27 protein-coding genes are annotated in these 22,694 nt (G+C 73.3%); 13 read left to right on the top strand and 14 right to left on the bottom strand.

Annotated features, from left to right (window positions below; genetic code table 11):
* Positions 1–23 precede the first annotated feature (23 nt).
* From ftsR to QRT05_RS07385, 6 genes are all read right to left on the bottom strand, one after another.
* Positions 24–806 carry a transcriptional regulator FtsR gene (gene ftsR, locus QRT05_RS07410; RefSeq protein WP_289446434.1) on the bottom strand — a complete coding sequence of 261 codons (783 nt, stop codon included), beginning with the start codon at positions 804–806 and terminating at the stop codon, positions 24–26.
* Positions 807–840: 34 nt separating this feature from the next.
* Positions 841–1,353: an FHA domain-containing protein gene (locus tag QRT05_RS07405; RefSeq protein ID WP_456064482.1), complete on the bottom strand. Its 513-nt coding sequence runs from the start codon at positions 1,351–1,353 to the stop codon at positions 841–843.
* Positions 1,354–1,498: 145 nt separating this feature from the next.
* Entirely contained in the window at positions 1,499–2,416 is a 918-nt protein-coding gene (locus tag QRT05_RS07400; RefSeq protein ID WP_289446432.1) for a DUF881 domain-containing protein, read from the bottom strand.
* 1 nt (position 2,417) lies between these two features.
* Positions 2,418–2,750 (bottom strand): small basic family protein, encoded by a 333-nt coding sequence (locus tag QRT05_RS07395; protein WP_118767257.1) that lies wholly within the window; start codon positions 2,748–2,750, stop codon positions 2,418–2,420.
* Positions 2,747–3,694, bottom strand: a complete 948-nt coding sequence (locus QRT05_RS07390; RefSeq protein ID WP_289446430.1) for a DUF881 domain-containing protein — start codon at positions 3,692–3,694, stop codon at positions 2,747–2,749. Before QRT05_RS07390 ends, QRT05_RS07395 begins: the two co-directional genes overlap by 4 nt.
* Positions 3,691–4,272 carry a CDP-alcohol phosphatidyltransferase family protein gene (locus QRT05_RS07385; protein WP_289446429.1) on the bottom strand — a complete coding sequence of 194 codons (582 nt, stop codon included), beginning with the start codon at positions 4,270–4,272 and terminating at the stop codon, positions 3,691–3,693. Before QRT05_RS07385 ends, QRT05_RS07390 begins: the two co-directional genes overlap by 4 nt.
* A gap of 104 nt (positions 4,273–4,376) precedes the next feature.
* Between QRT05_RS07385 and QRT05_RS07380 the strand changes: the two genes are divergently transcribed.
* Together QRT05_RS07380 and QRT05_RS07375 are read left to right on the top strand one after the other, a co-directional pair.
* On the top strand, positions 4,377–4,793 hold the full coding sequence (locus QRT05_RS07380; protein ID WP_289446428.1) for a CoA-binding protein: 417 nt from the start codon (positions 4,377–4,379) through the stop codon (positions 4,791–4,793).
* 269 nt (positions 4,794–5,062) lie between these two features.
* Positions 5,063–6,835: a DEAD/DEAH box helicase gene (locus QRT05_RS07375; protein WP_289446427.1), complete on the top strand. Its 1,773-nt coding sequence runs from the start codon at positions 5,063–5,065 to the stop codon at positions 6,833–6,835.
* Positions 6,836–6,899: 64 nt separating this feature from the next.
* On the opposite strand, the gene QRT05_RS07370 is transcribed toward QRT05_RS07375, so the two are convergent.
* Entirely contained in the window at positions 6,900–7,946 is a 1,047-nt protein-coding gene (locus QRT05_RS07370; RefSeq protein WP_289446426.1) for a threonine aldolase family protein, read from the bottom strand.
* 77 nt (positions 7,947–8,023) lie between these two features.
* On the opposite strand from QRT05_RS07370, the gene QRT05_RS07365 reads away from it, so the two are divergent.
* Positions 8,024–8,524 carry a DUF6328 family protein gene (locus QRT05_RS07365; protein ID WP_289446425.1) on the top strand — a complete coding sequence of 167 codons (501 nt, stop codon included), beginning with the start codon at positions 8,024–8,026 and terminating at the stop codon, positions 8,522–8,524.
* A 37-nt stretch (positions 8,525–8,561) separates the two neighbouring features.
* Here QRT05_RS07365 and QRT05_RS07360 read toward each other — a convergent pair whose 3' ends face one another.
* The 3 genes from QRT05_RS07360 to ku form a co-directional block, all read right to left on the bottom strand.
* Positions 8,562–8,843 carry an HU family DNA-binding protein gene (locus QRT05_RS07360; protein WP_289446424.1) on the bottom strand — a complete coding sequence of 94 codons (282 nt, stop codon included), beginning with the start codon at positions 8,841–8,843 and terminating at the stop codon, positions 8,562–8,564.
* A gap of 101 nt (positions 8,844–8,944) precedes the next feature.
* Positions 8,945–10,003, bottom strand: a complete 1,059-nt coding sequence (locus tag QRT05_RS07355) for a PHP domain-containing protein (protein WP_289446423.1) — start codon at positions 10,001–10,003, stop codon at positions 8,945–8,947.
* Positions 10,000–10,896: a non-homologous end joining protein Ku gene (gene ku / locus QRT05_RS07350; RefSeq protein ID WP_289446422.1), complete on the bottom strand. Its 897-nt coding sequence runs from the start codon at positions 10,894–10,896 to the stop codon at positions 10,000–10,002. The genes QRT05_RS07355 and ku overlap by 4 nt, the downstream gene beginning before the upstream one ends.
* A 60-nt stretch (positions 10,897–10,956) precedes the next feature.
* On the opposite strand from ku, the gene QRT05_RS07345 reads away from it, so the two are divergent.
* From QRT05_RS07345 to QRT05_RS07330, 4 genes are all read left to right on the top strand, one after another.
* A complete protein-coding gene (locus tag QRT05_RS07345; protein WP_326522646.1) occupies positions 10,957–11,883 on the top strand; it encodes an ATP-dependent DNA ligase in 927 nt (308 codons plus the stop codon).
* Positions 11,880–12,758, top strand: a complete 879-nt coding sequence (ligD, locus tag QRT05_RS07340) for a non-homologous end-joining DNA ligase (RefSeq protein ID WP_289446420.1) — start codon at positions 11,880–11,882, stop codon at positions 12,756–12,758. Before QRT05_RS07345 ends, ligD begins: the two co-directional genes overlap by 4 nt.
* A gap of 141 nt (positions 12,759–12,899) precedes the next feature.
* The gene (locus QRT05_RS07335; RefSeq protein ID WP_289446418.1) at positions 12,900–13,463 is read left to right on the top strand and encodes a Dps family protein; all 564 of its coding nucleotides are present in this window, start codon (positions 12,900–12,902) and stop codon (positions 13,461–13,463) included.
* Between the two features lie 47 nt (positions 13,464–13,510).
* The gene (locus tag QRT05_RS07330) at positions 13,511–14,632 is read left to right on the top strand and encodes an App1 family protein (protein WP_326522636.1); all 1,122 of its coding nucleotides are present in this window, start codon (positions 13,511–13,513) and stop codon (positions 14,630–14,632) included.
* A 54-nt stretch (positions 14,633–14,686) separates the two neighbouring features.
* On the opposite strand, the gene QRT05_RS07325 is transcribed toward QRT05_RS07330, so the two are convergent.
* Positions 14,687–14,887, bottom strand: coding sequence for a hypothetical protein (locus tag QRT05_RS07325; RefSeq protein ID WP_289446416.1), 201 nt, complete (start codon positions 14,885–14,887; stop codon positions 14,687–14,689).
* Positions 14,888–15,000: 113 nt separating this feature from the next.
* Here QRT05_RS07325 and mqo point away from each other — a divergent pair, with 113 nt between their 5' ends.
* Positions 15,001–16,494 (top strand): malate dehydrogenase (quinone), encoded by a 1,494-nt coding sequence (mqo, locus tag QRT05_RS07320; protein ID WP_289446415.1) that lies wholly within the window; start codon positions 15,001–15,003, stop codon positions 16,492–16,494.
* Between the two features lie 148 nt (positions 16,495–16,642).
* On the top strand, positions 16,643–16,882 hold the full coding sequence (locus tag QRT05_RS07315) for a hypothetical protein (RefSeq protein WP_289447377.1): 240 nt from the start codon (positions 16,643–16,645) through the stop codon (positions 16,880–16,882).
* A gap of 11 nt (positions 16,883–16,893) precedes the next feature.
* Here the strand turns inward: QRT05_RS07315 and QRT05_RS07310 are convergent, their stop codons facing one another.
* Genes QRT05_RS07310 through QRT05_RS07300 form a run of 3 tightly spaced genes read right to left on the bottom strand, consistent with a single transcriptional unit; the run spans position 16,894 to position 18,492 of the window.
* Positions 16,894–17,283, bottom strand: a complete 390-nt coding sequence (locus tag QRT05_RS07310; protein ID WP_289446413.1) for a DUF2277 domain-containing protein — start codon at positions 17,281–17,283, stop codon at positions 16,894–16,896.
* Between the two features lie 10 nt (positions 17,284–17,293).
* The gene (locus tag QRT05_RS07305; RefSeq protein ID WP_289446412.1) at positions 17,294–17,893 is read right to left on the bottom strand and encodes a methylated-DNA--[protein]-cysteine S-methyltransferase; all 600 of its coding nucleotides are present in this window, start codon (positions 17,891–17,893) and stop codon (positions 17,294–17,296) included.
* The gene (locus QRT05_RS07300; protein ID WP_289446410.1) at positions 17,890–18,492 is read right to left on the bottom strand and encodes an RNA polymerase sigma factor; all 603 of its coding nucleotides are present in this window, start codon (positions 18,490–18,492) and stop codon (positions 17,890–17,892) included. The genes QRT05_RS07305 and QRT05_RS07300 overlap by 4 nt, the downstream gene beginning before the upstream one ends.
* Before the next feature lie 87 nt (positions 18,493–18,579).
* Between QRT05_RS07300 and QRT05_RS07295 the strand changes: the two genes are divergently transcribed.
* From QRT05_RS07295 to QRT05_RS07280, 4 genes are all read left to right on the top strand, one after another.
* Positions 18,580–19,557, top strand: coding sequence for a pirin family protein (locus QRT05_RS07295; protein WP_289446409.1), 978 nt, complete (start codon positions 18,580–18,582; stop codon positions 19,555–19,557).
* Positions 19,554–20,039 (top strand): YbaK/EbsC family protein, encoded by a 486-nt coding sequence (locus QRT05_RS07290; protein ID WP_289446408.1) that lies wholly within the window; start codon positions 19,554–19,556, stop codon positions 20,037–20,039. The genes QRT05_RS07295 and QRT05_RS07290 overlap by 4 nt, the downstream gene beginning before the upstream one ends.
* A gap of 105 nt (positions 20,040–20,144) precedes the next feature.
* A complete protein-coding gene (locus QRT05_RS07285) occupies positions 20,145–20,990 on the top strand; it encodes a hypothetical protein (RefSeq protein WP_289446406.1) in 846 nt (281 codons plus the stop codon).
* Positions 20,991–21,118: 128 nt separating this feature from the next.
* Positions 21,119–22,693 carry a lipase family protein gene (locus QRT05_RS07280; RefSeq protein ID WP_289446404.1) on the top strand — a complete coding sequence of 525 codons (1,575 nt, stop codon included), beginning with the start codon at positions 21,119–21,121 and terminating at the stop codon, positions 22,691–22,693.
* Position 22,694: the final 1 nt, after the last annotated feature.

The raw sequence follows: 22,694 nt of genomic DNA, 5'->3' as shown, positions 1-22,694 counted from the left end.
GGGCCAACCTACGGCCCGATGCGTCAGGGGGCCAGATCAGCGACCGCGGCCCGGACCAGGGCGGTGTGCATGCGTGCGCACAGCTCGCCGACCTCGGCGGCCAACGTGCCCGCGTGAGCACGCGACGACGCGCTGCGCTGTCCCCGCAACGGCGCCACGAGCTGGTCGACGAGGTCCACCTGGCGGTCCGCGGCGGCGCGGAACTGCCGCAGGTGGCGCACGTCGATCCCGTGCTCGGCGAGCGCGGCGGCCGAGGCGACCACCTCGCGCGTCCACGGGTCGAAGGAGCCGTTGTCGTGCGGGCGCAGCACGCCCGCGGACACGAGCTCCGCGACGAAGTCCTCCGTGACGCTCGCCTCGGCGGCCAGCGCGGCCGCCGTCCACCGGCCGTGGGAGGACTGCCGCACGCCGTCGCGGGTTGCCAGCCTGGCGGGTGTGGTCGGCTCCTCGTCCTCGCCGGCGTCCAGGGCAGCCAGTCGCTCGCCGATCACCTTGAGCGGCATGTACCGGTCCCGCTGCTGGCGCAGCACGAACCGGAGGCGCTCGATGTCTGCCGGCGAGTACTGCCGGTAGCCGGAGGGGGTCCGCACCGGCTCGACCAGTCCCTGCTCCTCGAGGAACCGCAGCTTGGACGTGGTCACCGCGGGGAACTCGATCTCCAGCGCCGCGAGCACGTCGGAGATGCGCATCGTGGCGCGCCGGGAGATCCCGCGTGGCCACGGCTCGGCCTCGGGCTGCTCGGCGGCCGGCGTGTCGACCGCCGGCGTCGGCTCCTGCGCGGCGCGCTGCGCCCGAGCGCTCACCACGGACCCCTCCCCCTGGTCGTGCCGGAGGAGCGCGTCATGCGTCCGGGGAATCGCGGTGCGGGCTCGGGTGGAAGGTCATCCGGTACTTGCCGATCTGCACCTCGTCGCCTGTCCGCAGGACGGCCTCGTCGATGCGCGAGCGGTTCACGTAGGTGCCGTTGAGCGAGCCGATGTCACGCACCACGAAGCTGCGGCCCTCGCGGACGAACTCGGCGTGCTTGCGCGAGACGGTCACGTCGTCGAGGAAGATGTCGGCGCGCGTGGAGCGGCCCGCGGTGGTGCGCTCGGCGTCGAGCAGGAAGCGTGCGCCGGCGCTCGGGCCACGCTGCATGACCAGCAGGGCCGAGGTGGGCGGCAGGGCGTGCACGGCGGCCACCTCGTCGGCCGTCAGGCCCACCGGGGCCCCGAGCTCGATCTCGACGGGCTCGACCTGACCGAACGTCATCGTCGTGTCCGACCCGCCGGGTCGGGGTGCCGGCGGACGCTGCGTCTGGAACTCCTCGGGCTCGCGCGCGCCCGGACCCAGACCCTGTCCGTCGTCGCTCATCGAGCCTCCCGCCAGTCGCCAGCCGTGTCCTCGACCACCGGTGTCGCCGGCGTCCCGCACACCCTATGCGGACCTGCCGGGTGTGTGCAGCCCACGCGCCCGCCGGCACGCGCGTGCCGGGTCCGGCGTTCCGGACAGACCGGCATCAACCGGCGGCCGCCGGGACCGGCGTGGCGTACTGCGGATCCGGGAGGGTGCGGATCGAGGTGACCTCGACCAGGTCACGACGCTGCAGAACGCCTTCGCCGCCGTTGCTCCGGACCGCGGCCATGGCTCCGCCCGGGATCTGCAGCGCCGTGGAGATCGTGTCCGGGTCGCCGATCGCGGTCCAGACGTATGGCTTCTCGAGCGTGACACCGTCCAGGGTGACCGCGCCGGGCACGCCCGCGAACGCGCTGCTGGCGGTGACGCGGTTCCCGTTCAGGTCGATAGCCTCGGCGCCCGCGTTGCGCAGCTCCTCGAGCATGTTGAGCATCGTGACCGGCTTGATCTGCCCGTTCGGCTCGGTGAGCGTCACCACCACGCCCGGACCCTCGGCGGGGAGCCGGCCGGTCAGGATGCCCTGGGTCTCGGCGCTGCGGCGCAGCGCGTCGAGCGCCGCCTGCCGCTTGTCCGAACCCGACAGGAGCTGGTCGCGCTCGCTGCGCAGGTCGTTCACCTCGGTGGCGAGCGCGTCGCCCCGGGTGGTGGTCTCGTCCAGGATCCGCACCAGGTCGGCCTGGCTCAGGCCCGACAGGCTGGTCTCGTTGTTCTGGCGCACCTGCACCACGAGGGCGAAGCCCAGCACGGCGCACAGCACGCCCGCCAGGAGCTGGCCGCGCGACGCGCGGAAGCGCAGGGCACGCGCGAGCGCGGCCCACCCGCTCGGCGACGGCTGAGGTGTGGCGGGCGGCTCGGGCGCCGTGGCCTCCTCCTCGTGGAGCTCGGGCGCCGTGGCCGACCCGGCGGCGTCCTCGTGGTCCCCCCCAGCGGGGTGAGCGTCGGGCTCCGCGACAGGCTGTTGCGGCTCGGGGCCGTCAGCGGGCCCCGCGAGCTCGTCGTGCGCGTCGGACGGTGTCGTCACGTCAGGCCTTGAAGAGGTGCCGGCGGATCGAGGCCGCGTTCGAGAAGATCCGGATGCCGAGCACGACGACGACCGCGGTCGACAGCTGCGTGCCGACACCGAGCTGGTCGCCCAGGAAGACGATCAGGGCGGCGACCACCACGTTCGAGAGGAACGAGGTGAGGAACACCCGGTCGTCGAAGATCCCGTCGAGCATGGCCCGCAGGCCGCCGAACAACGCATCCAGCGCCGCCACGACGGCGATGGGCAGATAGGGCTGGAGCTCGAGCGGGACCGTCGGCTGCAGCAGCAGCCCCGCGACGACGCCGACAACCAGGCCGATGACCGCGATCACTGTTCCCCCTCGTCCGGTCGGAGGGCCGACCCTGCCATGCCGCTGCCCTGCGGCGAAACCGAGCGTGCCGGCGCGTCCTGCGCGGGGCCCGCCAGCTGCGCGTCCGCCGGCACCCGCGCGGAGCGCAACGTCGTCGGGCCGGCCCCCGGGAGCTCGAGGCGGCGTTGCGAGGACGTGTCCACCCCGATGCCGTACGTCGCGCTCAGCGTCGCGAGCATCTGGCCCGTGGTGGAGCGCGCCAGGTCGGTCTGGATCGCCACGGAGTCGCCGATGGCCTCGACGGTGTACGGGCTGCTGAGTGCGACGAGGTCCACCAGCACCGCGCTCCCGGCGCTGCGGATCGCGGTCGTGGCCGTCAGCCGCTGCCCGTTGATGGCGATCGCCTCCGCGCCCGCGGCCCAGAGGCCGTTCACGAGCATCTGCAGGTCGATGTCCTGCACGCGCTGGTCCGGGTTGGCGGCGTCGGGATCCTCGGGCTGGCCGTCCGTCAGCACGACGCGCAGCCCGCTGCCCTCCGCGGGTGCCGAGCCCGCCTCGACCGCGCCAGCCGCCAGTGCGGCCTGCAGCGGTTCGTCGGCCGAGCCGAGCACCTGGCTCTGCATCGTCGCGATCTCGGCGCTGAGCGACGCGGCCTGCTCCTGGAGCGCACTGGCCTCGTCGCCGCGCTCGGTGATCTGCGACTCCAGCACGCGTCGTGCCTCGCTCACCCCGACCGGCTGGCGCAGCGCGGTCGTCGCCGCCGCGGTTCCCAGCCCGAGGGCGACCGCCAGCACGACGAGGCCCGCCGCCCCGGCACGCCGCCTCGCCGGCAGCTCACCCTCGGCGCGCCGGCGCGCCGCGAGGGCGTAACCCGGGTCGAGCGGGCGGCGGTAGAACTCGGTGATGAGCGTCATGGACGCGTCGGGGCGGCGCTGCGGGTGGCCGTCGCCGTGCCGGCTCGTCATGCGACCTGCGGTGCACGGCGCACCAGTCGCCGCGCCTGCTCCAGGTACAGCGCGCCCGCGAACCAGTACAGCCCCACGCCCCACAGCGCGAACGCCCACCCGACGACCTGTGCGAAAGTGCCGACCCAGGAGTCCCACTCCGAGAGCAGGAGCAGCGGGAAGGCGTACAGCAGCGCGAACGTGCCTGCCTTGCCGGCCAGGTGCACGGGAAGCGGCGGGTAGCCGTGCCGCCGCAGGACCAGGAGCATGACGCCGAGCACGACGTCGCGGGCCACCAGGACCACCAGAAGCCAGAGCGGCACGATGTCACGCCACGCGAGCCCGACGAGCGTGACGAGGATGAACAGCCGGTCCGCCGCGGGGTCCAGCAGCTGGCCGATGCGCGACACCTGGTTGAGCCGGCGCGCGAGCACGCCGTCGAGCCAGTCGCTCGCGCTCGAGACCGCGAGGACGAGGAACGCCCAGCCGTCGTGGTGCGTGGCGATGAGGACGGCGAAGACGGGGACGAGCAGCAGCCTCGCCAGGCTGATCGCGTTGGGGATCGTCAGCACGCGGTCGCTCACCACGTCGTTGCTCACCCGCGCGTCCTCCCGATAGGCCCCCTGATCCGGCGGGTCGATACTACGGCGCCGCTCCGCCGTCCCCGCGCGTGTCGGACGCGCTCACGTGCGAGGCTGCACGAATGGCACACGAGAACGACACCGCCACCGTCCGCCGCCTGCTCACGAGCCCGGGCCGCTGGGCCGTCGTCGGCCTGTCCACCAACGCGGACCGCGCCGCCTACGGCGTCGCGCGGTTCGTGCAGAGCCTGGGCCACGAGATCGTCCCCGTGCACCCGGCGGCGCCGACCGTGCACGGCGCCGAGGGCTACGCCTCGCTCGGCGAGGTACCGGGCCACGTCGACGTGGTCGACGTGTTCGTCAACTCGGCGCTCGCGGGTGCGGTGGTCGACGAGGCCATCGCGATCGGTGCGCGCGCGGTGTGGTTGCAGCTCGGCGTGGTCGACGAGGCCGCGGCCCAGCGCGCGCGGGCGGCCGGCCTGGACGTCGTCATGGACGCGTGTCCCGCCATCGAGGCACCGCGCCTCGGCATCGCCTAGCGCGCGGGGGCGCGTGCTAGGGACGCCTGTGCCGGACGTCACCCCCGCGAGATCCCCGGCGCGCGGCCCGCTCCGCGTAGACTCGTCCACGAACTTGGAGTTCGTCGCGTCCCCCGTCGAGACACCGGCCCTCACTCGGGCCCGGGATGTCGTGTGGTCGAGGCACCGGTCCGTCCGGTAGCCGATGGGTGGTCTGGGGTTGCGACCCGCCGCGCATCACACCGATGCCGGTCAGGGCTCCGCCCCGCGATGATCGGTTCTCTCCTGCCATGAGCTCTGTCCTGCCCGCATCCTTCTCCGACCTCGGCATGCCGTCCGCGCTGATGCGCGCCGTCGCCGACCTCGGCTTCGAGACCCCCTCCGCCATCCAGGCCCAGGCGATCCCGGCCCTGCTCGACGGCCGGGACATCGTCGGCGTCGCCCAGACAGGCACCGGCAAGACCGCCGCGTTCGGCCTGCCGCTGCTCGCCGCCGTCGACCCGTCGCTCGGCGCCGTCCAGGCCGTCGTGCTGACCCCGACGCGCGAGCTCGCGATGCAGGTCGCCGACGCCATCCAGTCCTTCGCCGCGCACCTGCCCGGCCTCACGGTCGTGCCGGTGTACGGCGGTTCGCCCTTCCTGCCCCAGCAGCGTGCGCTGCAGCGCGGTGCGCAGGTGGTGGTCGGCACGCCCGGCCGTGTCATCGACCACCTCGAGCGGCGCACGCTCGTGATGGACCAGGTCCGCTTCCTCGTGCTCGACGAGGCCGACGAGATGCTCCGCATGGGCTTCGCGGAGGACGTCGACAAGGTGCTCTCGCGCGCGCCGCAGCAGCGCCAGGTGGCCCTGTTCTCCGCCACGATGCCCGCGCAGATCCGCCGGGTCGCCGAGAAGCACCTGCGCGACCCGCTCGAGATCACGGTGGCCCGCCAGTCCTCCACCGTGACGTCGGTGCGTCAGACCTACGCCGTCGTGCCCTTCCGCCACAAGGTGGGCGCGCTGTCCCGCGTGCTCGCGGTGAGCGACGCGGATGCGGCCATCGTCTTCGTGCGCACCCGTGGCGCAGCCGAGGAGGTGGGCTCGGCGCTCGTCGAGAAGGGCATCTCCGCGGCCTACATCTCCGGTGACGTCGCCCAGGGCGAGCGCGAGAAGATCGTCGACCGGCTCCGTTCGGGCGCGCTCGACGTGCTCGTCGCCACCGACGTGGCCGCGCGCGGGCTCGACGTCGACCGGATCGGGCTCGTCGTGAACTTCGACGTCCCGCGCGAGCCGGAGACCTACGTGCACCGCATCGGGCGTACCGGTCGCGCCGGCCGCGAGGGCGAGGCGCTCTCGTTCGTCACGCCGTCCGAGCAGAGCCGTCTGCGGCAGATCGAGCGCACCACGCGCGTCAACCTCGAGCAGATCACCATCCCGACGCCGGCCGACGTCTCGGCGCACCGCGTGCAGGCGATGCTCGGCCGCGCGCAGGAGCGCGCCGCCGCCGGGCGCCTCGACCTGTACCGCGAGTCGATCGCCGTCTACCTGGCGCAGAACCCGGAGACCGACCCGGTCGACCTGCTCGCGGTCCTCACCGCGCTCGCCGTCGGCGACGAGGGTCCGGGCGTCAAGGACGACATGGACGAGGAGCTCGACCGTGCGCGCCTGGCGCCCGCGCGGCACGAGACCGGCGAGCGGGGCGAGCGGGGCGAGCGTCGGCGCGCGAGCACCCACATCGCGGGTGGCCCGGCGCGCTGGCGCGTCGCCGTGGGGCACCGCGACGGCGTCCAGCCGGGCGCCCTCGTCGGCGCGCTGACGGGCGAGGGCGGGCTCACCGGCAAGGACCTCGGCAAGATCGACATCTTCGGCAGCTTCTCGCTGGTCGACATCCCCGGGGGCCTGTCCCCCGAGGCGATGGACCGTCTGTCGCGCACGCGCGTGGCCGGCCGTCCGCTGCGCATCCGCATCGACAGCGGTCCGCGCAACGACGGCCCGCGGCACGACTCCGGCCCGCGGCACGAGGGCGGGCGCTCCAGCTACGGAGCCTCGCGCCCGGCGCACGGCCCCACCCGCGGCCGCAGCTGACGGACGCCGCAGACGGACGCCCTCCACGATGCCCCTGGCGCCTCGCGCCGGGGGCATCGGCGTCTCAGGACCTCGCCATCGCCTCGCCGGCAGCGGCGACGAACGCGTCGACGTCAGCCTCCGTGGTGTCGAACGCGCACATGAGGCGCACCTCGCCCGGCGCCCAGTCGTAGAAGCTCCACGTCTCGCGCAGCGATGCCGCCACGCGCGCCGGCATGGCCACGAACAGCGCGTTCGCCTGCACCGGCTGCACGATCCGGATCCCCTCGATCCTCGACAGGCCGTCCCGCAGCCGCGCGGCCATGGCGTTGGCGCGTCGCGCCGACGTGAGCCACAGGTCGCCCTCGTACAAGGCCACCAGCTGCGCGGAGACGAAGCGCATCTTGGACGTGAGCTGCATGTCCATCTTGCGCAGGTAGTCCAGCCCTGGAGCCGCGTCCGGCGAGAGCGCGACGACCGCCTCGCCGTAGAGCAGCCCGTTCTTGGTGCCGCCCCAGGAGAGCAGGTCCACGCCCACGTCGGTGGTCAGCGCGCGCAGCGGGAGGTCGAGCGCCGCCGCGGCGTTTGAGAGGCGCGACCCGTCCACGTGGACCCGGAGGCCCAGCGCGTGGGCGTGCTCGGTGATCGCCGCGATCTCGGCCGGCGTGTAGAGCGTGCCGAGCTCGGTCGACTGCGTGATCGTGACGACGCCCGGCTGCGCTCGGTGCTCGTCGCCGAATCCCCACGCCTCCCGGTCCACGAGCTCGGGCGTGAGCTTGCCGTCGGGCGTCGGGACGGGCAGCAGCTTGAGCCCCGCGACCCGCTCGGGGGCGCCGTTCTCGTCGGTGTGGACGTGCGCGCTCGTCGTGCAGATCACCGCGCCCCAGCGCGGCACTGCGGCCTGGAGCGCCAGCACGTTCGCGCCGGTCCCGTTGAAGACCGGCCACGCACGCGCCTGCTCGCCGAAGTGCTGGGCGACGACCCGTTGCAGGCGCTCGGTGTACACGTCCCCGCCGTACGCGCGCTGGTGGCCGCCGTTCGCCTCGGCGAGCGCGTGCAGCACCTGGGGGTGGGCGCCGGCGTAGTTGTCGGAGGCGAAGTCGCGGCGGGCGGCGTCGTGGAGTCGGGTCACGCGCCCAGTCTCTCCCAGGGAGCGACGGTGCCGGGCGTCGGGCAAGATGGGCCCCCGGAACGGCGCAGGAGGGTCCCATGTCCGAACGCGACGCCGCCCTCGACGACGGCCGCAGCGAGACGCACAACGAGCGTGCCGACCGCAACTGGGACGAGCTGCTGCAGGAGCTGCGGGTCACGCAGACCGGCACGCAGATCCTCACCGGGTTCCTGCTGACGATCCCGTTCCAGGCGCGGTTCGAGGAGCTCGACGGCTACCAGCGCAACCTGTACCTCGTCCTCGTGGTCATCGCGGTGCTCGCGACGGCGCTCATGGTCGCGCCCGTGGCCATGCACCGGGCGCTCTTCCGGCGCCGGCTCAAGCAGGAGCTGGTGGTGGTGGGCAGCCTCTTCGCCAAGGCGGGGCTGGTCACGCTGGCCCTGGTGATGGCCGGCGGCGCGATGCTGCTGTTCGACGTGGTGCTCTCGCGCGAGGCGGGCCGCTGGGTGGGCGGTGCGACGCTCGTCGTGCTGGGAGCCTTCTGGTGGCTGCTGCCGAAGCTCGTCGGCCGACGAGCCGGAGACGACGACCGGGCCTGACCCCGCAGGGTCAGGCCCGGTCCGGGTACGTCGGGGCTCAGCCCTGCGCGGCGCGCTTGAGCGCGCTGCCCGCGGTGATCTTGACGCGGTAGCCCGCCGGGATCTCCAGCTTCTCGCCGGTCTGCGGGTTGATGCCGGTGCGCGCGGCACGGTCGGCCCGGGCCACGGCAAGGAAGCCGGGGATCGTCACGCTCTCGCCCGCGGCGAGCTGCTCGACCAGGACCTCCTGGAAGGCCTTGAGGGCCTTGTCGGTCTCGGCGTTGGAGAGGCCCGCCTTGGCGGCGACGGCCTGGACGAGCTCGGTGCGGTTCACGCTCACGAAAGATGCTCCTTGTTTCACTGTGGGAATGCGGACCCGGGGGCCGGGCCGGGCTGCGGGACGACCGCGGATGCCGCGGGTTCCCTGCTGCCGCGACGACCCTAACGCCTGTTCGGCGTGTTTTCGTGCGTGCGCGCCAGCAGGTCGGCCACGGGCCAGGTGTTGATGACCCGTTCTGCACCGATTCCGTGCGCCGCGGCACGGGCCGCGCCGGTGAGCTGCCAGTCGAGCTGCCCCGGTGCGTGCGAGTCGGTGTCGATGCTGAAGTCGCAGCCTGCGGCCAGCGCGACGTCGAGCAGCGCGTGCGGCGGGTCGAGCCGGTCCGGGCGGCAGTTGATCTCGACGGCCACGCCGTGCTCGGCGCACGCCTCGAACACGGCGCGCGCGTCGAACTCGCTCTGCGGGCGCTGCCTGCCCAGCAGCCGGCGTCCCGTGCAGTGCCCGAGGACGTCGGTGCGCGGGTTGCTCACCGCCGCGATCATCCGGCGCGTCATCGCCGCACGGTCCATCCTGAGCTTGGAGTGCACCGAGGCCACCACCACGTCGAGCTCGTCGAGCAGCTCGGGGTCCTGGTCGAGCGAGCCGTCGTCGAGGATGTCGCACTCGATGCCGGTCAGGACCACGAACGGCCCGACGGCGGCGTTGAGGGCCGCGATCTGGGCCATCTGCGCACGCAGCCGCGGCGCGGACAGCCCGTTGGCCACGGTCAGCCGCGGCGAGTGGTCCGTGATCGCCAGGTACTCGTGGCCCAGCTCGAGCGCAGCGAGCACCATCTCCTGGATCGGCGTGGAGCCGTCCGACGCCTCGGTGTGCGCGTGCAGGTCGCCCCGCAGCGCCGCGCGCAGCGCCGTCGCGGCGTCGTCCGCCGACGGCTGGTCGGCCAGCTGCTTCTCGAGCTCCACGAGGTACGGCACGTCGTGGCCCCGCCAGGCGAGCGCCACCACCTCCGCCGTCCGGGCGCCCACGCCTGTCAGGTCCGTGAGGGACCCGGACGCGACCATGGTCGCGACGCGGGCGGGGGGGACCTGCTCGACGGCGGTCGCGGCCGCACGGAACGCCTCGCTGCGGTAGGAGCTCGCCTGCGCGCGCTCCAGCAGGAACGCCACTCGCCGCAGTGTCGCGACCGCCTCGTCCCGCCGCGTGCCGTCGTCCGGGCTCACGACGCCTTGCGCCGGGTCCGGCGGGCCGGCGTGTCGTCGTCGCCGCCGGACTTCTTGGGCTTCTTGGCCTTCTTCGGGGCGCTCTCCTCAGCGGGCTCCTCCCCGCGGGCGGTGCGCGCCTTCTCGACGCTGCGCTGGAGCGCGGCGAGCAGGTCGACGACCTCGCCGGCACCTTCCTCCTTCTCGCCGGGGGGCACGGGGAGCGCCTGGGTGTGACCGGAGGACACCTTCTGCTCGATGAGCTGCTCCAGGGCGGACGCGTACCGGTCCTCGTACTGCGAGGGGTCGAAGTCGGCGGCGAGCGAGTCCACCAGCGAGCTGGCCATCGCGAGCTCCTGCGGGCGCACCGAGACGTCGGCGTCGAGGATGGGGAAGTCCGCCTCCCGTACCTCGTCGGGCCACAGCAGCGTCTGCAGGCAGATCACCTTGTCACGCACGCGCAGCACGGCCATCGACTCCCGCTGGCGCAGCGCGACCTTCACCACCGCGACCCGGTCCGCCGCCTCCAGCGCACCGCGCAGCAGGGCGTACGGCTTGGCGGCGGCCTTGTCGGGCTCGAGGTAGTAGGTCTTGCCCAGCATGATGGGGTCCACCTGGTCCACGGGCACGAACTCCATGACCTCGATCTCGCGCTCGGTGGCGAGCGGCAGGTTGGCGAAGTCCTCGTCGGTGAGCACCACGAGCTCTCCGTCCGCGGTCTCGTACCCCTTGGAGATCTCCGACATCTCGACGGGCTCGCCGTCCAGGCTGCACACCTTGCGGTACCGGATGCGTCCGCCGTCCTCGCGGTGCACCTGGTGCAGCGACACCTCGTGCTCCCCCGTCGCCGAGTAGAGCCGCACGGGCACGTTGACGAGCCCGAAGGCCACCGCGCCCTTCCAGATCGCCCGCATGTCCGTGCCTCTCGTCTGTCCTGCGACTGCTGTCCTGGGCAGGATGGACCCGTGCTGCCCATGCTCGCCACCCCTGCCGCCACTCCGGGCGTGTTGCCCAGCGGTCCCACCTGGGCTTTCGAGGTGAAGTGGGACGGCGTGCGGGCGCTCGCCGACACCACCGGAGAGACCCTGCGCCTCACCAGCCGCAACGAGCGCGAGATCTCCGCCGCGTACCCCGAGCTCGGCGGCCTGGCGCAGCTGAAGGACGTCGTCCTGGACGGCGAGATCGTGCTCATGTCCGCCGGCATCCCCTCGTTCGCGGCGCTCGCCGAGCGCATGCACGTGCGCGACCCGCGCCGCGCGCAGGCACTCGCGCAGCGCTCGCCCGTGACCTACCTCGTCTTCGACGTGCTGAGCCGGGAAGGCGTCGACCTGATGGGCCGGCGGTACGACGAGCGCCGCGCGGTGCTCTCCTCCCTGGAGCTGCCCGAGCACGTCCAGCTCTCCCCCGTCTACGGCGACGGCGGCGACCTGTGGCAGGTGACCGGCGAGCACGGGCTCGAGGGAGTGGTCGCCAAGCGTCGCAGCTCCGTCTACCGGGCCGGGCAGCGCTCCCCCGACTGGATCAAGGCGGCCCACCACCGCACGCGTGCCGCCCTGGTGGGCGGCTGGCGGGGCGAGTCGACCGGGACCGGTCGGTTGGGCGCGCTCCTGCTCGGCGCGCCCGACGAGGCGGGAGATCTCCGTTACCTGGGACGCGCGGGCAGCGGCCTGACGGGTCCGCTCGCGACCACGCTGACGACGCTCCTCGCCGAGGTCGCGGCCACCTCCTCCCCCTTCGCCGACGAGGTGCCCGACCAGGACGGCCGCGGGGCGCACTGGTGCGAGCCGGTGCTCGTGGTGGACTGCCGGTATCTCACCCGCACGCCGGGCGGCCGCCTCAGGCAGCCGGTGATCCGCGGCGTGCGCACCGACGCCGAGGCCGACCCCTGGGAGCAGCGATGAGTCCGGAACGCCAGATGGTCGACGTCGGCGGCCGGTCCGTGCGCGTCAGTCATCTCGACAAGGTGATGTACCCGCAGACCGGCACCACCAAGGCCGAGATCATGGACTACCTGGTGCGCGTCGCGGACGCACTGCTGCCGCAGCTGGCCGGTCGCCCCGTGACGCGGATCCGCTGGCCCGACGGCGTCGCGGGCGAGAAGTTCTTCGAGAAGAACACCCCCCGAGGGGCACCCGACTGGTTGCGCCGCCAGAAGCTGCGCGCCGCGCCGGGGTCCGACGACGAGGGCGCCGAGCTGGACCTCCCGTTCATCGACGACCTCGCCGGCCTGGTCTGGGCCGCCAACCAGGGCGCACTCGAGCTGCACACGCCTCAGTGGCGGGTGGGGCCGCGAGGCGGGGTGCGTCCGCCCGACCGGCTCGTCGTGGACCTGGACCCTGGCCCGCCCGCGGGTCTCGACGAGTGCGCCGAGGTGGCTCACCTGGTCGCCGACAGGCTGCGCGCGGATGGCCTGACGACGATCGTGCCGGTCACGTCCGGGAGCAAGGGCATGCAGCTCTACGCCGACCTGCCCGGGACGGAGGCCGTGATGGGGGTGCGCCAGTACGCGCGCGACATCGCGCACGAGCTGGCCGCCGCGCACCCGAAGCTGCTGGTCGCGGTCATGCGCAAGGACGTGCGCGGCGGCAAGGTGCTCCTCGACTGGTCTCAGAACCACCCGGCAAAGACGACCATCACGCCCTACTCGCTGCGCGGGCGCGACCGGCCGTGGGTCGCGGCGCCCCGCTGGTGGGACGAGGTGGGACCGGGCATGAAGCACCTGACGGCGTCCGAGGTGGCACAGCGCTTCGCCGACCGCGGCGACCCCTTCGCCTGAGATCTTCGGACCGAGTTTCTCGACCGAGCTCCCGGGACCCGCGTGCCGTTCCGATGGCGGCGACCGTGCAGGTGAGGCAGCGTTGACCTCGCATCTCGCTCGACCGGGAGCATGCCCGGACACCAGCACGGAGGAGTCACCATGGCACGCAAGGACCTGCCCACGTTCACCGTCCCGTCGCTCACCCCCGAAGACGGCGCCCAGGTCGCTGCCGTCCTGCAGACCCGGCTGGTCGCGCTCAACGACCTCGCACTGACCCTCAAGCACATCCACTGGAACGTGGTCGGCCCGCACTTCATCGCGGTGCACGAGATGATCGACCCGCAGGTCGACGCGGTACGGCTCATGGTCGACGCGATCGCCGAGCGGATCGCCACCCTCGGCGTCGCCCCGGTGGGCACGCCCGGCGCGCTCGTCGCGACCCGGACGTGGGACGACTACTCGATCGGCCGCGCGAGCGCGATCGCGCACCTGGGTGCGCTCGACGAGGTGTACGTGGGCGTCATCGAGGACCACCGCAAGGCTGCCAAGGACGTCGAGGAGCTGGACGACGTCACGAACGACCTGCTCATCGGGCACCTGCACGAGCTCGAGCTGTTCCACTGGTTCGTGCGCGCGCACCTGGAGTCGGCCGGCGGCTCCCTGAGCACGGAGAACGCGACCACGGAGAAGGGTGCCGCCCGCGCGGCTGCCCGCAAGGAGTGACCTTCCCCGCCGGCAGCTCCCCCGCCGGCCCGCAGCATGGTCGTCCCGTGCTGCGGGCCGCGCGGCCCGGCGTGGTCCGCCCGGGCTCGTCGCACCCCGGCGCGGCGCCCCAGCTGCACGTCGGTGCCCGGCTTGAGGACGCGTTCGACCGCCGGCTCGCCGCGCGGCTCCGGCGGCGAGGGTGGACCGTCCGCATCGAGCCCTACGCCGGGTACGGCGCGCCGGGCTGGGTCCGCGTCCTGGCGCGGACACTGCTCGCGGCGCCGACCGTCCGCGCCGCAGACCTTCCCGGCGCGGGCGGCAGCGCGCAGGCGGGCTCGGCCGCGGCCAGCGCGGTGCGCGGCTGGCGCAGCTTCGCGACGGCGCAGGTGGCCGGCGCGCCCCTCGAGGTGCGCGTGGGCGACCGGACGCACCACGTGGTCACCGACCGCGGCGGCTACCTCGACGTCCTGCTGGAGGCGGACCTCCCGCCGGGCTGGCACGAGATCACGCTCGCCGGGGCCGACGGGAGCACCGTCGTCGCGCCCGTGCACGTCATCGACCCCGACGTGCGCATCGGGCTGGTGAGCGACATCGACGACACCGTGATGGTCACGCGCCTGCCTCGCCTGTTCGTCGCCGCGTGGAACGTGTTCGTGCGGCACGAGGCCGCCCGTGAGCCCGTGCCCGGCATGGCGGACCTGTACGCAGCGCTGCGGGCGCAGGACCCCCGGATCCCGGTGGTCTACCTGTCCACGGGCGCGTGGAACGCTGCCCCGGCGATCGGGCGCTTCCTGCGCCGTCACGGCTTCCCCGCAGGTCCCATGCTGCTCACCGACTGGGGTCCGACGAACACGGGATGGTTCCGCTCCGGGCCCCGGCACAAGGTCACGCAGCTGCGGCGCCTCATGACCGAGCTCCCCGACATCCAGTGGGTCCTCGTCGGCGACGACGGGCAGCACGACCCCGAGATCTACGCGGGAGCGGCGCGACAGTTCCCCGACCACGTGCGCTCGATCCTGCTGCGCCAGCTCACCTACGGCGAGCACGTCCTGGCGCACGGCCTGACCGCGCCGACCCACGAGTCCGTCGCAGCTGAGCGGGCCGCCATGCGCGGCGGCATCGCCGTGGTGCAGGGCGAAGACGGGTTCGAGCTGCTCCGGAGCCTGCGCGCGCGCAACCTGCACTGAGCCTGGCAACCACCGAGCCCGGCGCGGTCCAGGGCCCGTGCCGGCGGCCTGAGCTCAGAGGCGGTCCGGGTCGTCCCAGTCGTCGCTGCTGGCGATGGCCTCGTCGTCCGCCTCGAGCTCGGTCGCGGTGAGGGAGCGCGGCGCGCGCGTGGCGTCTCCCCCGGCACGGGCGTCCGCGGCCTCCAGCTCCGGCTCGCTCGGGATGGCCTGCGCGAGGTGCTCGGCAGCGGGGTCGGACGTCAGGTCACGGCTCATGAGCCCGTTCTACCGTCGCCACGCCGGCGCCGCACCCTCGTCCGGATGACGACGAGACGAATCTCACACTTGCCTCGTCGTAGAGATTCTCGACGTCAACATACGATCGAGACGTGGCCGAGCGCGCAGAGCAGGTGTCAGCAGACGTGGACGTCCTCCTCGTGGGGGGCGGCATCATGAGCGCCACCCTGGCGTCGCTCATCACCGAGCTCGAGCCGACCTGGTCGATCGAGATCCTCGAGGTCCGTGACGGGCTGGCGCAGGAGAGCTCGAACGCGTGGAACAACGCGGGAACGGGTCACGCCGCGCTCTGCGAGCTCAACTACACGCCCGAGCGCCCGGACGGCTCGATCGACATCACCAAGGCCGTGACGATCAACGAGCAGTTCGAGCTGTCGCGCGAGCTGTGGCACCACCTCGCCACGCACGACCGCCTGCCCGGCGGCACCGGCTTCCTGTCGACCACCCCGCACATGACGTTCGTGCGCGGCGAGGAGAACGTCGACTACCTGCGCCGCCGCTTCGAGACCCTGCGCAAGCACCCCCTCTTCTCCGACCTCGAGTTCAGCACCGACCCGGAGCAGATCGCCGAGTGGGCACCGCTGCTCGTCGCCGACCGTGACCCCGAGCAGCCCATCGCCGCGACGCGTGCTGCCGCCGGCACCGACGTCGACTTCGGGGCGCTCGCGTCCTCCATGGTGGCCGACAGCGTTGCGCGCGGCGCGCGCCTGCGCCTCGAGAGCGAGGTCACCAAGCTCAAGCAGCGCAAGGACGGCACCTGGCGCGTCACGGTGCGTGACCGGCGCTGGAACGGCCACCGGCGCGCGCGCACCCTGACGGCGCGGTTCGTCTTCATCGGCGCCGGCGGGGGCGCGCTGCGTCTGCTCCAGCGCTCCGGGATCCCCGAGGCCAAGGGCTTCGGCGGGTTCCCCATCAGCGGGCAGTTCCTGCGCACCACCAACCCGGAGGTCGTCGCGCAGCACCAGGCCAAGGTGTACGGCAAGGCCGACATCGGTGCGCCGCCCATGTCGGTGCCGCACCTCGACACCCGCGTGGTCGACGGCGAGACGGCGCTGCTGTTCGGTCCCTACGCCGGCTGGAGCATGAAGTTCCTCAAGCACGGCTCGTGGTTCGACCTCGTCCGGTCCATCCGACCCGGCAACATCGTGCCGATGATCGCGGTCGGCCTGAAGAACACCAGCCTGGTGAAGTACCTGATCGGTGAGGTCACGGCGTCGGAGACGGACCGCCTGCGCACGCTGCGCGCGTTCATGCCCACCGCCCACCCGCGGGACTGGGAGCTCATCACGGCGGGCCAGCGCGTGCAGGTGATCAAGAAGGTCAAGGGCAGGGGTGGCGCGCTCGAGTTCGGCACCGAGCTCGTCACGTCTGCGGACGGCACGATCAGCGGGCTGCTCGGCGCCTCGCCCGGTGCCTCGACGGCCGTCGCGACCATGCTGGACCTGCTCGAGCGGTGCTTCCCCGAGCGCGCCTCCGAGTGGCAGCCGCGCCTGCGTCAGATGATGCCCAGCCTCGGCGGCGGCACGTGGGACGAGTCCTTCGAGCTCGACCAGCTGGTCGACGAGACCGTCAACACCGAGCGCTGAGCCAGCACCGAGCGCTACCGACCGGCTCTCCGCGCGGCCTGCGACCGGGCGGCTCCGGATGGACGAGAATGCCGTGGTGAGCGATCAGACCCGGCAGCCGGACGCGCCCGACGACGGGCACGAGGGGCAGCCCGCGGTCAGTGCCGAGATGCGACACGCCAAGGTGCGTGCCGCGACCGACCACACCACCGTCGGGCGCGTGGAGACGACGGCCGACGGTCGGGTGACGATCGCCTGCGCCTGCGGCATGGAGCTCACCAACGGGCCCACGTGGTCTCTCGACGAGCACATCCGGCTGCACCGCGCCGAGGCTCGGTTCCTGGCGCTGGCCGCCGTCGCGCCCGCCGGGATCCCGCGGCTGGTCGGCTGGCCGCTGACCGAGTCCTGACACCGAGGGCGTCAGACGCGCACCGGCTCGTGCTCGTGCGTGTGCGGGTGCTCGTGGGTGTGGGGGTGCTCGTGGCTGTGCGGGTGGTCGTGGTCATGCTCGTGATCGTGGTGGTCATGCTCGTGATCGTGCGGGCGGTCGTGCTCGTCGTCACGCGTCCGGGCCAGACGGCGCAGCGGCGGCTCGGTGGTGGGCGGCTGACGACGCTCGGGGAGCTCGTCGAGCAGGCGCGCCGTGATCTCGGCGATCTGGGCGACGGCGGCCTCGAAGGGCTCCCTCGTCCGGTCGGTGAGCTGCTGGACCCCGGTCACCTTGCGCACGTACTGGCGCGCGGCGGCCGTGATCTCCTCATCGGTGGCGTGCGGCTCCAGGCCGCGCAGCGTGGTGATGTTCCGGCACATGCCGACGACGCTACGCCGCCGCTCCCACACGTGTCTCGAGGTCGAGGAGAGCCAGCTTCGCGTCTGCTCCCCCGGCGTACTGCCCGGGAGAGCCGTCGGAACGCACCACACGGTGGCACGGCAGCACCACCGGCACCGGGTTGAGGGCGCACGCCGTGCCCACCGCCCGCACCGCGCGCGGACTGCCCGCGGCCTGCGCCATCTCCGCGTAGCTCGCGGTGCGGCCGTACCCGATCGCGCTCAGGTGCTCCACCACGCTGCGCCGGAAGCCGCCGAGCAGCCTCAGGTCGACGGGCACGTCGAACGTTCGCCGCCGCCCGGCGAAGTACTCGTCCAGCTGCCGCGCCACCTCGTCGAGCCGCGCCGGCGCCGCGAGCACGCGCGGGCTGATCCGGGCGGACAGGTCGGCCAGCACCCGGTCGTGGTCCTGCACGGTGAAGGCGACGCGGACCAGCCCCGCGGGGGTGGCGGCCAGCAGCAGCGGTCCCAGCGGGCCGTCGTGCGTGCGGTAGGCGACGTCCACCAGGTCGGCGGCGGCCGCGCGGGCCACGAGGCCGGCGTGCAGGCGGGCCAGGTCGCTCTCATCGATCGGTGCGGCCAGCGTGCTCATGCGCCCACTCCCTCGTTCGTCGTGGCGGCCCTCGCGGCTCGGGGCACCTCAGCTCGGGGCACAGCAGCTCGGGGCACAGCAGCTCGGGGCACTGCCGTGCGGGGCGCGGCGAGCTCCGGCGCTGCCGTCGAGCCCGGGCTGGTTGCGCCGTAGGTGCGTCGCAGCGCGGCCACCCCGTCGGCACCCGCCCGACGCGCGGCCGCGGCCGTCCCGCCGAGCACCCCAGCGACCTCGTCGTAGGGCAGTCCCCCGAGATGGTGCAGCGCCACGGCGTGCCGCTGCTTGTGCGGCAGCCCGGCCAGCGCCGCCCACAGGTCCAGGTCCCGGCCGTCCGGCGCGGCGACCACGTCGGGCACCTCCGCGACGGGGACCGCGTGCCGCTGCGCGCGACGCACCACGTCCACCGCCTTGCGGTGCGCGATCGTCACGAGCCACGCCTGCACGTTCGCGCGCGGGTCCAGGTCGGGCCACGCGCGCAGCGCCGCCAGGAACGTCTCCTGCCAGGCGTCGTCCGCGTCGGCCGGGCCCAGGACAGCACGGCACACGCGAAGGACGGTCGCCCCGTGCTGCTGCACCACGCGCTCGAACGGCTGATCCACCCTCACAGTGTGCAGACGCGCGGGCCGCCCGGTGCGTGAGGTCCGCCGGTGGGCCCCACGACGGCGGACGTCAGGCAGAGTGGTCCCATGACGAACCTCGAGGCACGGCCGGCCCCGGAGCTGTGCGGGGCGCACGGGGTCACCGGCCCCGTCACGGAGCTGTACGAGCCGCGCGAGGTCCCGCTCGGTGGGCTGCGCGCCATGCAGGTGCGCCGCACGCTCCCGCAGCGGGAGCTGCCCATGGTGGGGGCGTGGTGCTTCCTCGACGAGTTCGGCCCGCAGCACGTGGACATGCGGGTCCTGCCGCACCCGCACACCGGGCTGCAGACCGTCACGTGGCCCGTGGCCGGCGAGATCCGCCATCGCGACAGCCTCGGCTCGGACGTGCTCGTGCGCCCTGGCCAGCTCAACCTCATGACGGCGGGCCACAGCGTCTCGCACTCGGAGTTCTCGGTCGGGTCGGAGCCGCTCCTGCACGCCGTTCAGCTGTGGCTCGCGCTCCCCGACGGCGCGGCCGACGGCCCTCCCGCCTTCGAGCAGGTGACCGACCTGCCGGTGTGGCGCGCGCCCGGCGTCGCCGCCACGGTGTTCATCGGCGAGATCGACGGCCTGCGCTCCCCCGCACGCGTCCACACGGCGCTCGTCGGCGCCGACCTGGCGCTCGAGGCCGCGGCGGAGGGTCGCGTGCCGCTCGACCCGACCTTCGAGCACGCCGTGCTCGTGCTCGAGGGCTCGGCGCGCGTCGCGGGGGTGGATGTGGGCCCGGGCCCCGTGCTGTACCTGGGCGACGGCCGCGACGAGCTCGACGTCGGCACGCAGGCCGGTGCCCGGGTGCTGCTGCTCGGCGGCGCGCGGTTCGAGCACGACCTCGTGATGTGGTGGAACTTCGTCGGTCGCACGCACGCCGACATCGCCGCCGCACGCGAGGCGTGGTCGTCGGCGGACCACGCCGACCGGTTCGGGGAGGTGGCGGGGCACGACGGCGTGCGGATCCCCGCGCCCGACCTGCCGAACGTGCGACTTCAGCCCCGCAGGCGCGGGCGGTCGGGCATGATCGGCTCGTGACCGAGACCACGCCCCTTCCGCCCCGCACGCAGCTGGTCGCCGACGCGCTGACCAGCGCAGGCGTCCGTGGTGCGGTGGTGAGCCTGCCGGAGTCGGCCGCGACGGCCGCGATGGCCGCCGCCGCGCTCGGCTGCGAGGTCGGGGCCATCGCCAACAGCCTCGTGTTCTGGTCGGACGGGCGCCCGCTGCTGGTCATGACCAGCGGGCGGCACCGGGTGGACACCTTGGGCCTCGCGCGGCGGCTCGGCCGCACGTCGATCGATCGCGCGACGCCCGAGCAGGTGCGCGCGTCCACGGGGCAGGCGATCGGCGGCGTCGCCCCCGTCGGGCACCCGAGCCCCCTGGAGACGGTGGTCGACGAGGCGCTGGCCGAGCACGCACGGATCTGGGCCGCGGCGGGCACGCCCCACACGGTGTTCCCCACCACGTTCGACGAGCTGGTGCGCATCACGGGTGGCTCCGTTCACCCGGTCAGCGGCTGACTTTCGTCCGAAACGTCTCGTCACGCGTGCCTGAGGCACATTCGTCGCGCTCGACCTGGTAGACACCCTTCTGTCCACGCACGTCACCAGGGGAGATACCACCTCATGCGCACACCCGCACGCATCGTCGCCGCCTCGATCGCCGCAGCTCTCGGCCTCGGGCTGGCCGCTGCCACCGCCGACGCGACCACCCACACCACGCGGGCGACCTCGCAGGGCGTGAGCGCCAAGCTCATCGTCCACGACGTGAAGAACCGCCTCGGCAAGGTGGGCGACAAGCACTGGATCACGCTCAAGGTGCACACTCCCGCCGCGGCCCACGACGTGCTGAACGGGCACGACTACGGCGTGCTGCCCGTGAAGTGGTACGCGACCATCCGCATCACGGGTGCGAACAGCTGCACGTGGCAGCAGACGTCCGCCGCGCGCGCGGGGTCGGGCACCACCACGATCCCGATGTCGTTCACCACCAACCGCTCCACCACCACGACGATCGGCCACTACGTGACCTCCGGCGCGTGCAAGGTGAGCGCGCAGGTCGTCGCCTACCGCTACGCGCTCAACGACGCGCTGGACGTCGACGCCGACTTCACCGTGCGGGCCACCGGGTTCATCCAGAGCGACGTGCGCACCACCACGCCGCACGCGTCGGCCACCGCGGTGGCCAAGGGCCACGCGATTCGCCTCAACGGCACGGTCACCTACCAGAAGGCGACCGCGAAGGTCGCGTACAAGTGGCGCGCCGCACCCCGGGGCACCAAGGTCGTCGTGCAGTTCAAGGCCAAGGGCACGAGCAGCTGGAAGGACGTCAAGGCGGCGAAGGTCGGCACGAACGGCCGCTGGGCGACCTCGGTGAAGGTCAAGAAGTCGGGCTCCTACCGCGTGGTCTCCCAGGCGACGAGCCACCTGCAGCGGCAGGCCTCGGCATCCGTGGCGGTCCGCGCCAGGTGATCGGTGCGGCGCACGGGCCGCACGGGCCCGTGCGCCGCGACCGTGGTATCTGAAGGCGCCGACGAGGATCCTGGTCCACGACGGCGTCGGCCACCCGCGGGCGCCCGCAGCGACGCGAGGAGACCACGGTGGCGTATCCCGGCGACGGCAGGCTTCCCGTCATCTACGTGCGCGGCTTCGCCGGCGGTCCAGCGGGCATCGACAACGCGGTCGGTGACCCGTTCTACGGATTCAACGAGGGCTCGGTGCAGGTCCGCGTCGACGGCGCCGACCGCCCGGCCTTCCACCAGTTCGAGAGCCCGCTGCTACGGCTCATGGGCGACCAGGGCTACCAGCTGCTGGTGCATGGCAACCAGTCCGCCTACCTCGCCGACCAGGACGCCGGGTCGGTCCCGGCGGCGTCCATCTGGGTGCACCGCTTCTACGACGAGTTCGCACCGCTGCTCACCAAGGACCCGAACGCGTTCTCGATCGAGGCGGCCGCGCGGTCGCTGCTCGACCTCGTGCTCCTGGTGCGCAAGCAGACGGGCGCGCCTCGCGTCTTCCTCGTCGCACACTCGATGGGCGGCCTCGTGGTGCGTTCCCTGCTGCAACAGGCGATCCCGGACCACCCGGCGATCGGCGGTGCGCTCGACTCAGCCTCGGCGCTCGTCGACCGCGTCTTCACGTACGCCACGCCGCACGGTGGCATCGAGTTCGCGATCGGCTTCGGGCTCCTGGAGAAGCTCCGGGACGCGACGGGGCTGCAGGGCGCGGACATCTTCGGCCCCGCGCGGATGAAGGAGTACCTGACACCGACCACGGTCGCGGTGCCGGACGGTGCGTTCGACGCAACCGTCATGCCGGCGGGTGGCTTCCCGCACGACCGTCTCTTCTGCCTCGTGGGCACCGACTCCGACGACTACGACGTGGCGAAGGGTCTGTCCGCCAAGGCGGTGGGCGCGCGGAGCGACGGGCTGGTGCAGATCGACAACGCCTACGTGCGCGACACCCCGCGAGCGTTCGTGCATCGCAGCCACTCGGGTCGGTACGGGATCGTCAACTCCGAGGAGGGCTACCAGAACCTGCGCCGGTTCCTGTTCGGTGACCTCGAGGTGGTGGCGAGCCTGACGGGCCTCGACATCCAGGGCGCGCCCGACGACGACACCATCTGGCAGCTCGACGCGGCGCTCTCGATCCGCGGGCTGCCCGTGACCCTGCACGAGCAGAGCGCCGCGCACCTGTGCCCCATCCAGATCGAGCGGCGCCCGGTCGGGGACTCGGTGGGCACCCCCGTCCCGCTGGTCCACACCTACCTCGCGTCGGACGCCACGCGGCCGACCGACGCCACGGGCGCGCGCGCCGCGACGATGCGGCACGTGCTGCGCCTGTCCCTGCTGTCGCTGCGCAAGAAGCGCGGGCTGCTGTCGTTCGTGGACCACCTCGAGCAGACCGCGGACTGGGCGGACGTGCTGGTCGTGGACATCGGCCAGGGAGCGGACGGCAAGCCGGCCACGTGGGGCGTGTGGGGCTCGACGCTGCCGAGCGCGATCCGTGACTGGGCGCCCGACCCGGCGCGGGACGTGCCGCTGTCCGACGAGGAGCCCGCACCGCGCAGCTGGCGCGTCCGGGTACCGGTGCCCGTGGGCGCCCGCACCCTGCTCGGCGCCGATGCCGCCGTCACGCTCGAGGTACGCCCCCGGGCGACGCTCGACCAGGCGTGAG

This window comes from Cellulomonas edaphi (assembly GCF_030362815.1).
Taxonomy (GTDB): domain Bacteria; phylum Actinomycetota; class Actinomycetes; order Actinomycetales; family Cellulomonadaceae; genus Cellulomonas; species Cellulomonas edaphi.
The sequence above is the reverse complement of the archived record's forward strand: the minus strand, read 5'-3'. Positions and strand labels throughout refer to the sequence as shown.

Bases quoted from the DNA above. Each gene is read 5' to 3' on its own strand.
- QRT05_RS07335 (WP_289446418.1), top strand. From the start codon at position 12,900: ATGGCACGCAAGGACCTGCCCACGTTCACCGTCCCGTCGCTCACCCCC.
- QRT05_RS07345 (WP_326522646.1), top strand. From the start codon at position 10,957: ATGCTCGCCACCCCTGCCGCCACTCCGGGCGTGTTGCCCAGCGGTCCC.
- ligD (WP_289446420.1), top strand. From the start codon at position 11,880: ATGAGTCCGGAACGCCAGATGGTCGACGTCGGCGGCCGGTCCGTGCGC.
- QRT05_RS07380 (WP_289446428.1), top strand. From the start codon at position 4,377: ATGGCACACGAGAACGACACCGCCACCGTCCGCCGCCTGCTCACGAGC.
- QRT05_RS07305 (WP_289446412.1), bottom strand. From the start codon at position 17,893: ATGAGCACGCTGGCCGCACCGATCGATGAGAGCGACCTGGCCCGCCTG.
- QRT05_RS07375 (WP_289446427.1), top strand. From the start codon at position 5,063: ATGAGCTCTGTCCTGCCCGCATCCTTCTCCGACCTCGGCATGCCGTCC.
- QRT05_RS07315 (WP_289447377.1), top strand. From the start codon at position 16,643: ATGCGACACGCCAAGGTGCGTGCCGCGACCGACCACACCACCGTCGGG.
- QRT05_RS07310 (WP_289446413.1), bottom strand. From the start codon at position 17,283: ATGTGCCGGAACATCACCACGCTGCGCGGCCTGGAGCCGCACGCCACC.
- QRT05_RS07390 (WP_289446430.1), bottom strand. From the start codon at position 3,694: ATGACGAGCCGGCACGGCGACGGCCACCCGCAGCGCCGCCCCGACGCG.
- QRT05_RS07285 (WP_289446406.1), top strand. From the start codon at position 20,145: ATGCGCACACCCGCACGCATCGTCGCCGCCTCGATCGCCGCAGCTCTC.
- QRT05_RS07295 (WP_289446409.1), top strand. From the start codon at position 18,580: ATGACGAACCTCGAGGCACGGCCGGCCCCGGAGCTGTGCGGGGCGCAC.
- QRT05_RS07405 (WP_456064482.1), bottom strand. From the start codon at position 1,353: ATGAGCGACGACGGACAGGGTCTGGGTCCGGGCGCGCGCGAGCCCGAG.
- ku (WP_289446422.1), bottom strand. From the start codon at position 10,896: ATGCGGGCGATCTGGAAGGGCGCGGTGGCCTTCGGGCTCGTCAACGTG.
- QRT05_RS07365 (WP_289446425.1), top strand. From the start codon at position 8,024: ATGTCCGAACGCGACGCCGCCCTCGACGACGGCCGCAGCGAGACGCAC.
- QRT05_RS07325 (WP_289446416.1), bottom strand. From the start codon at position 14,887: ATGAGCCGTGACCTGACGTCCGACCCCGCTGCCGAGCACCTCGCGCAG.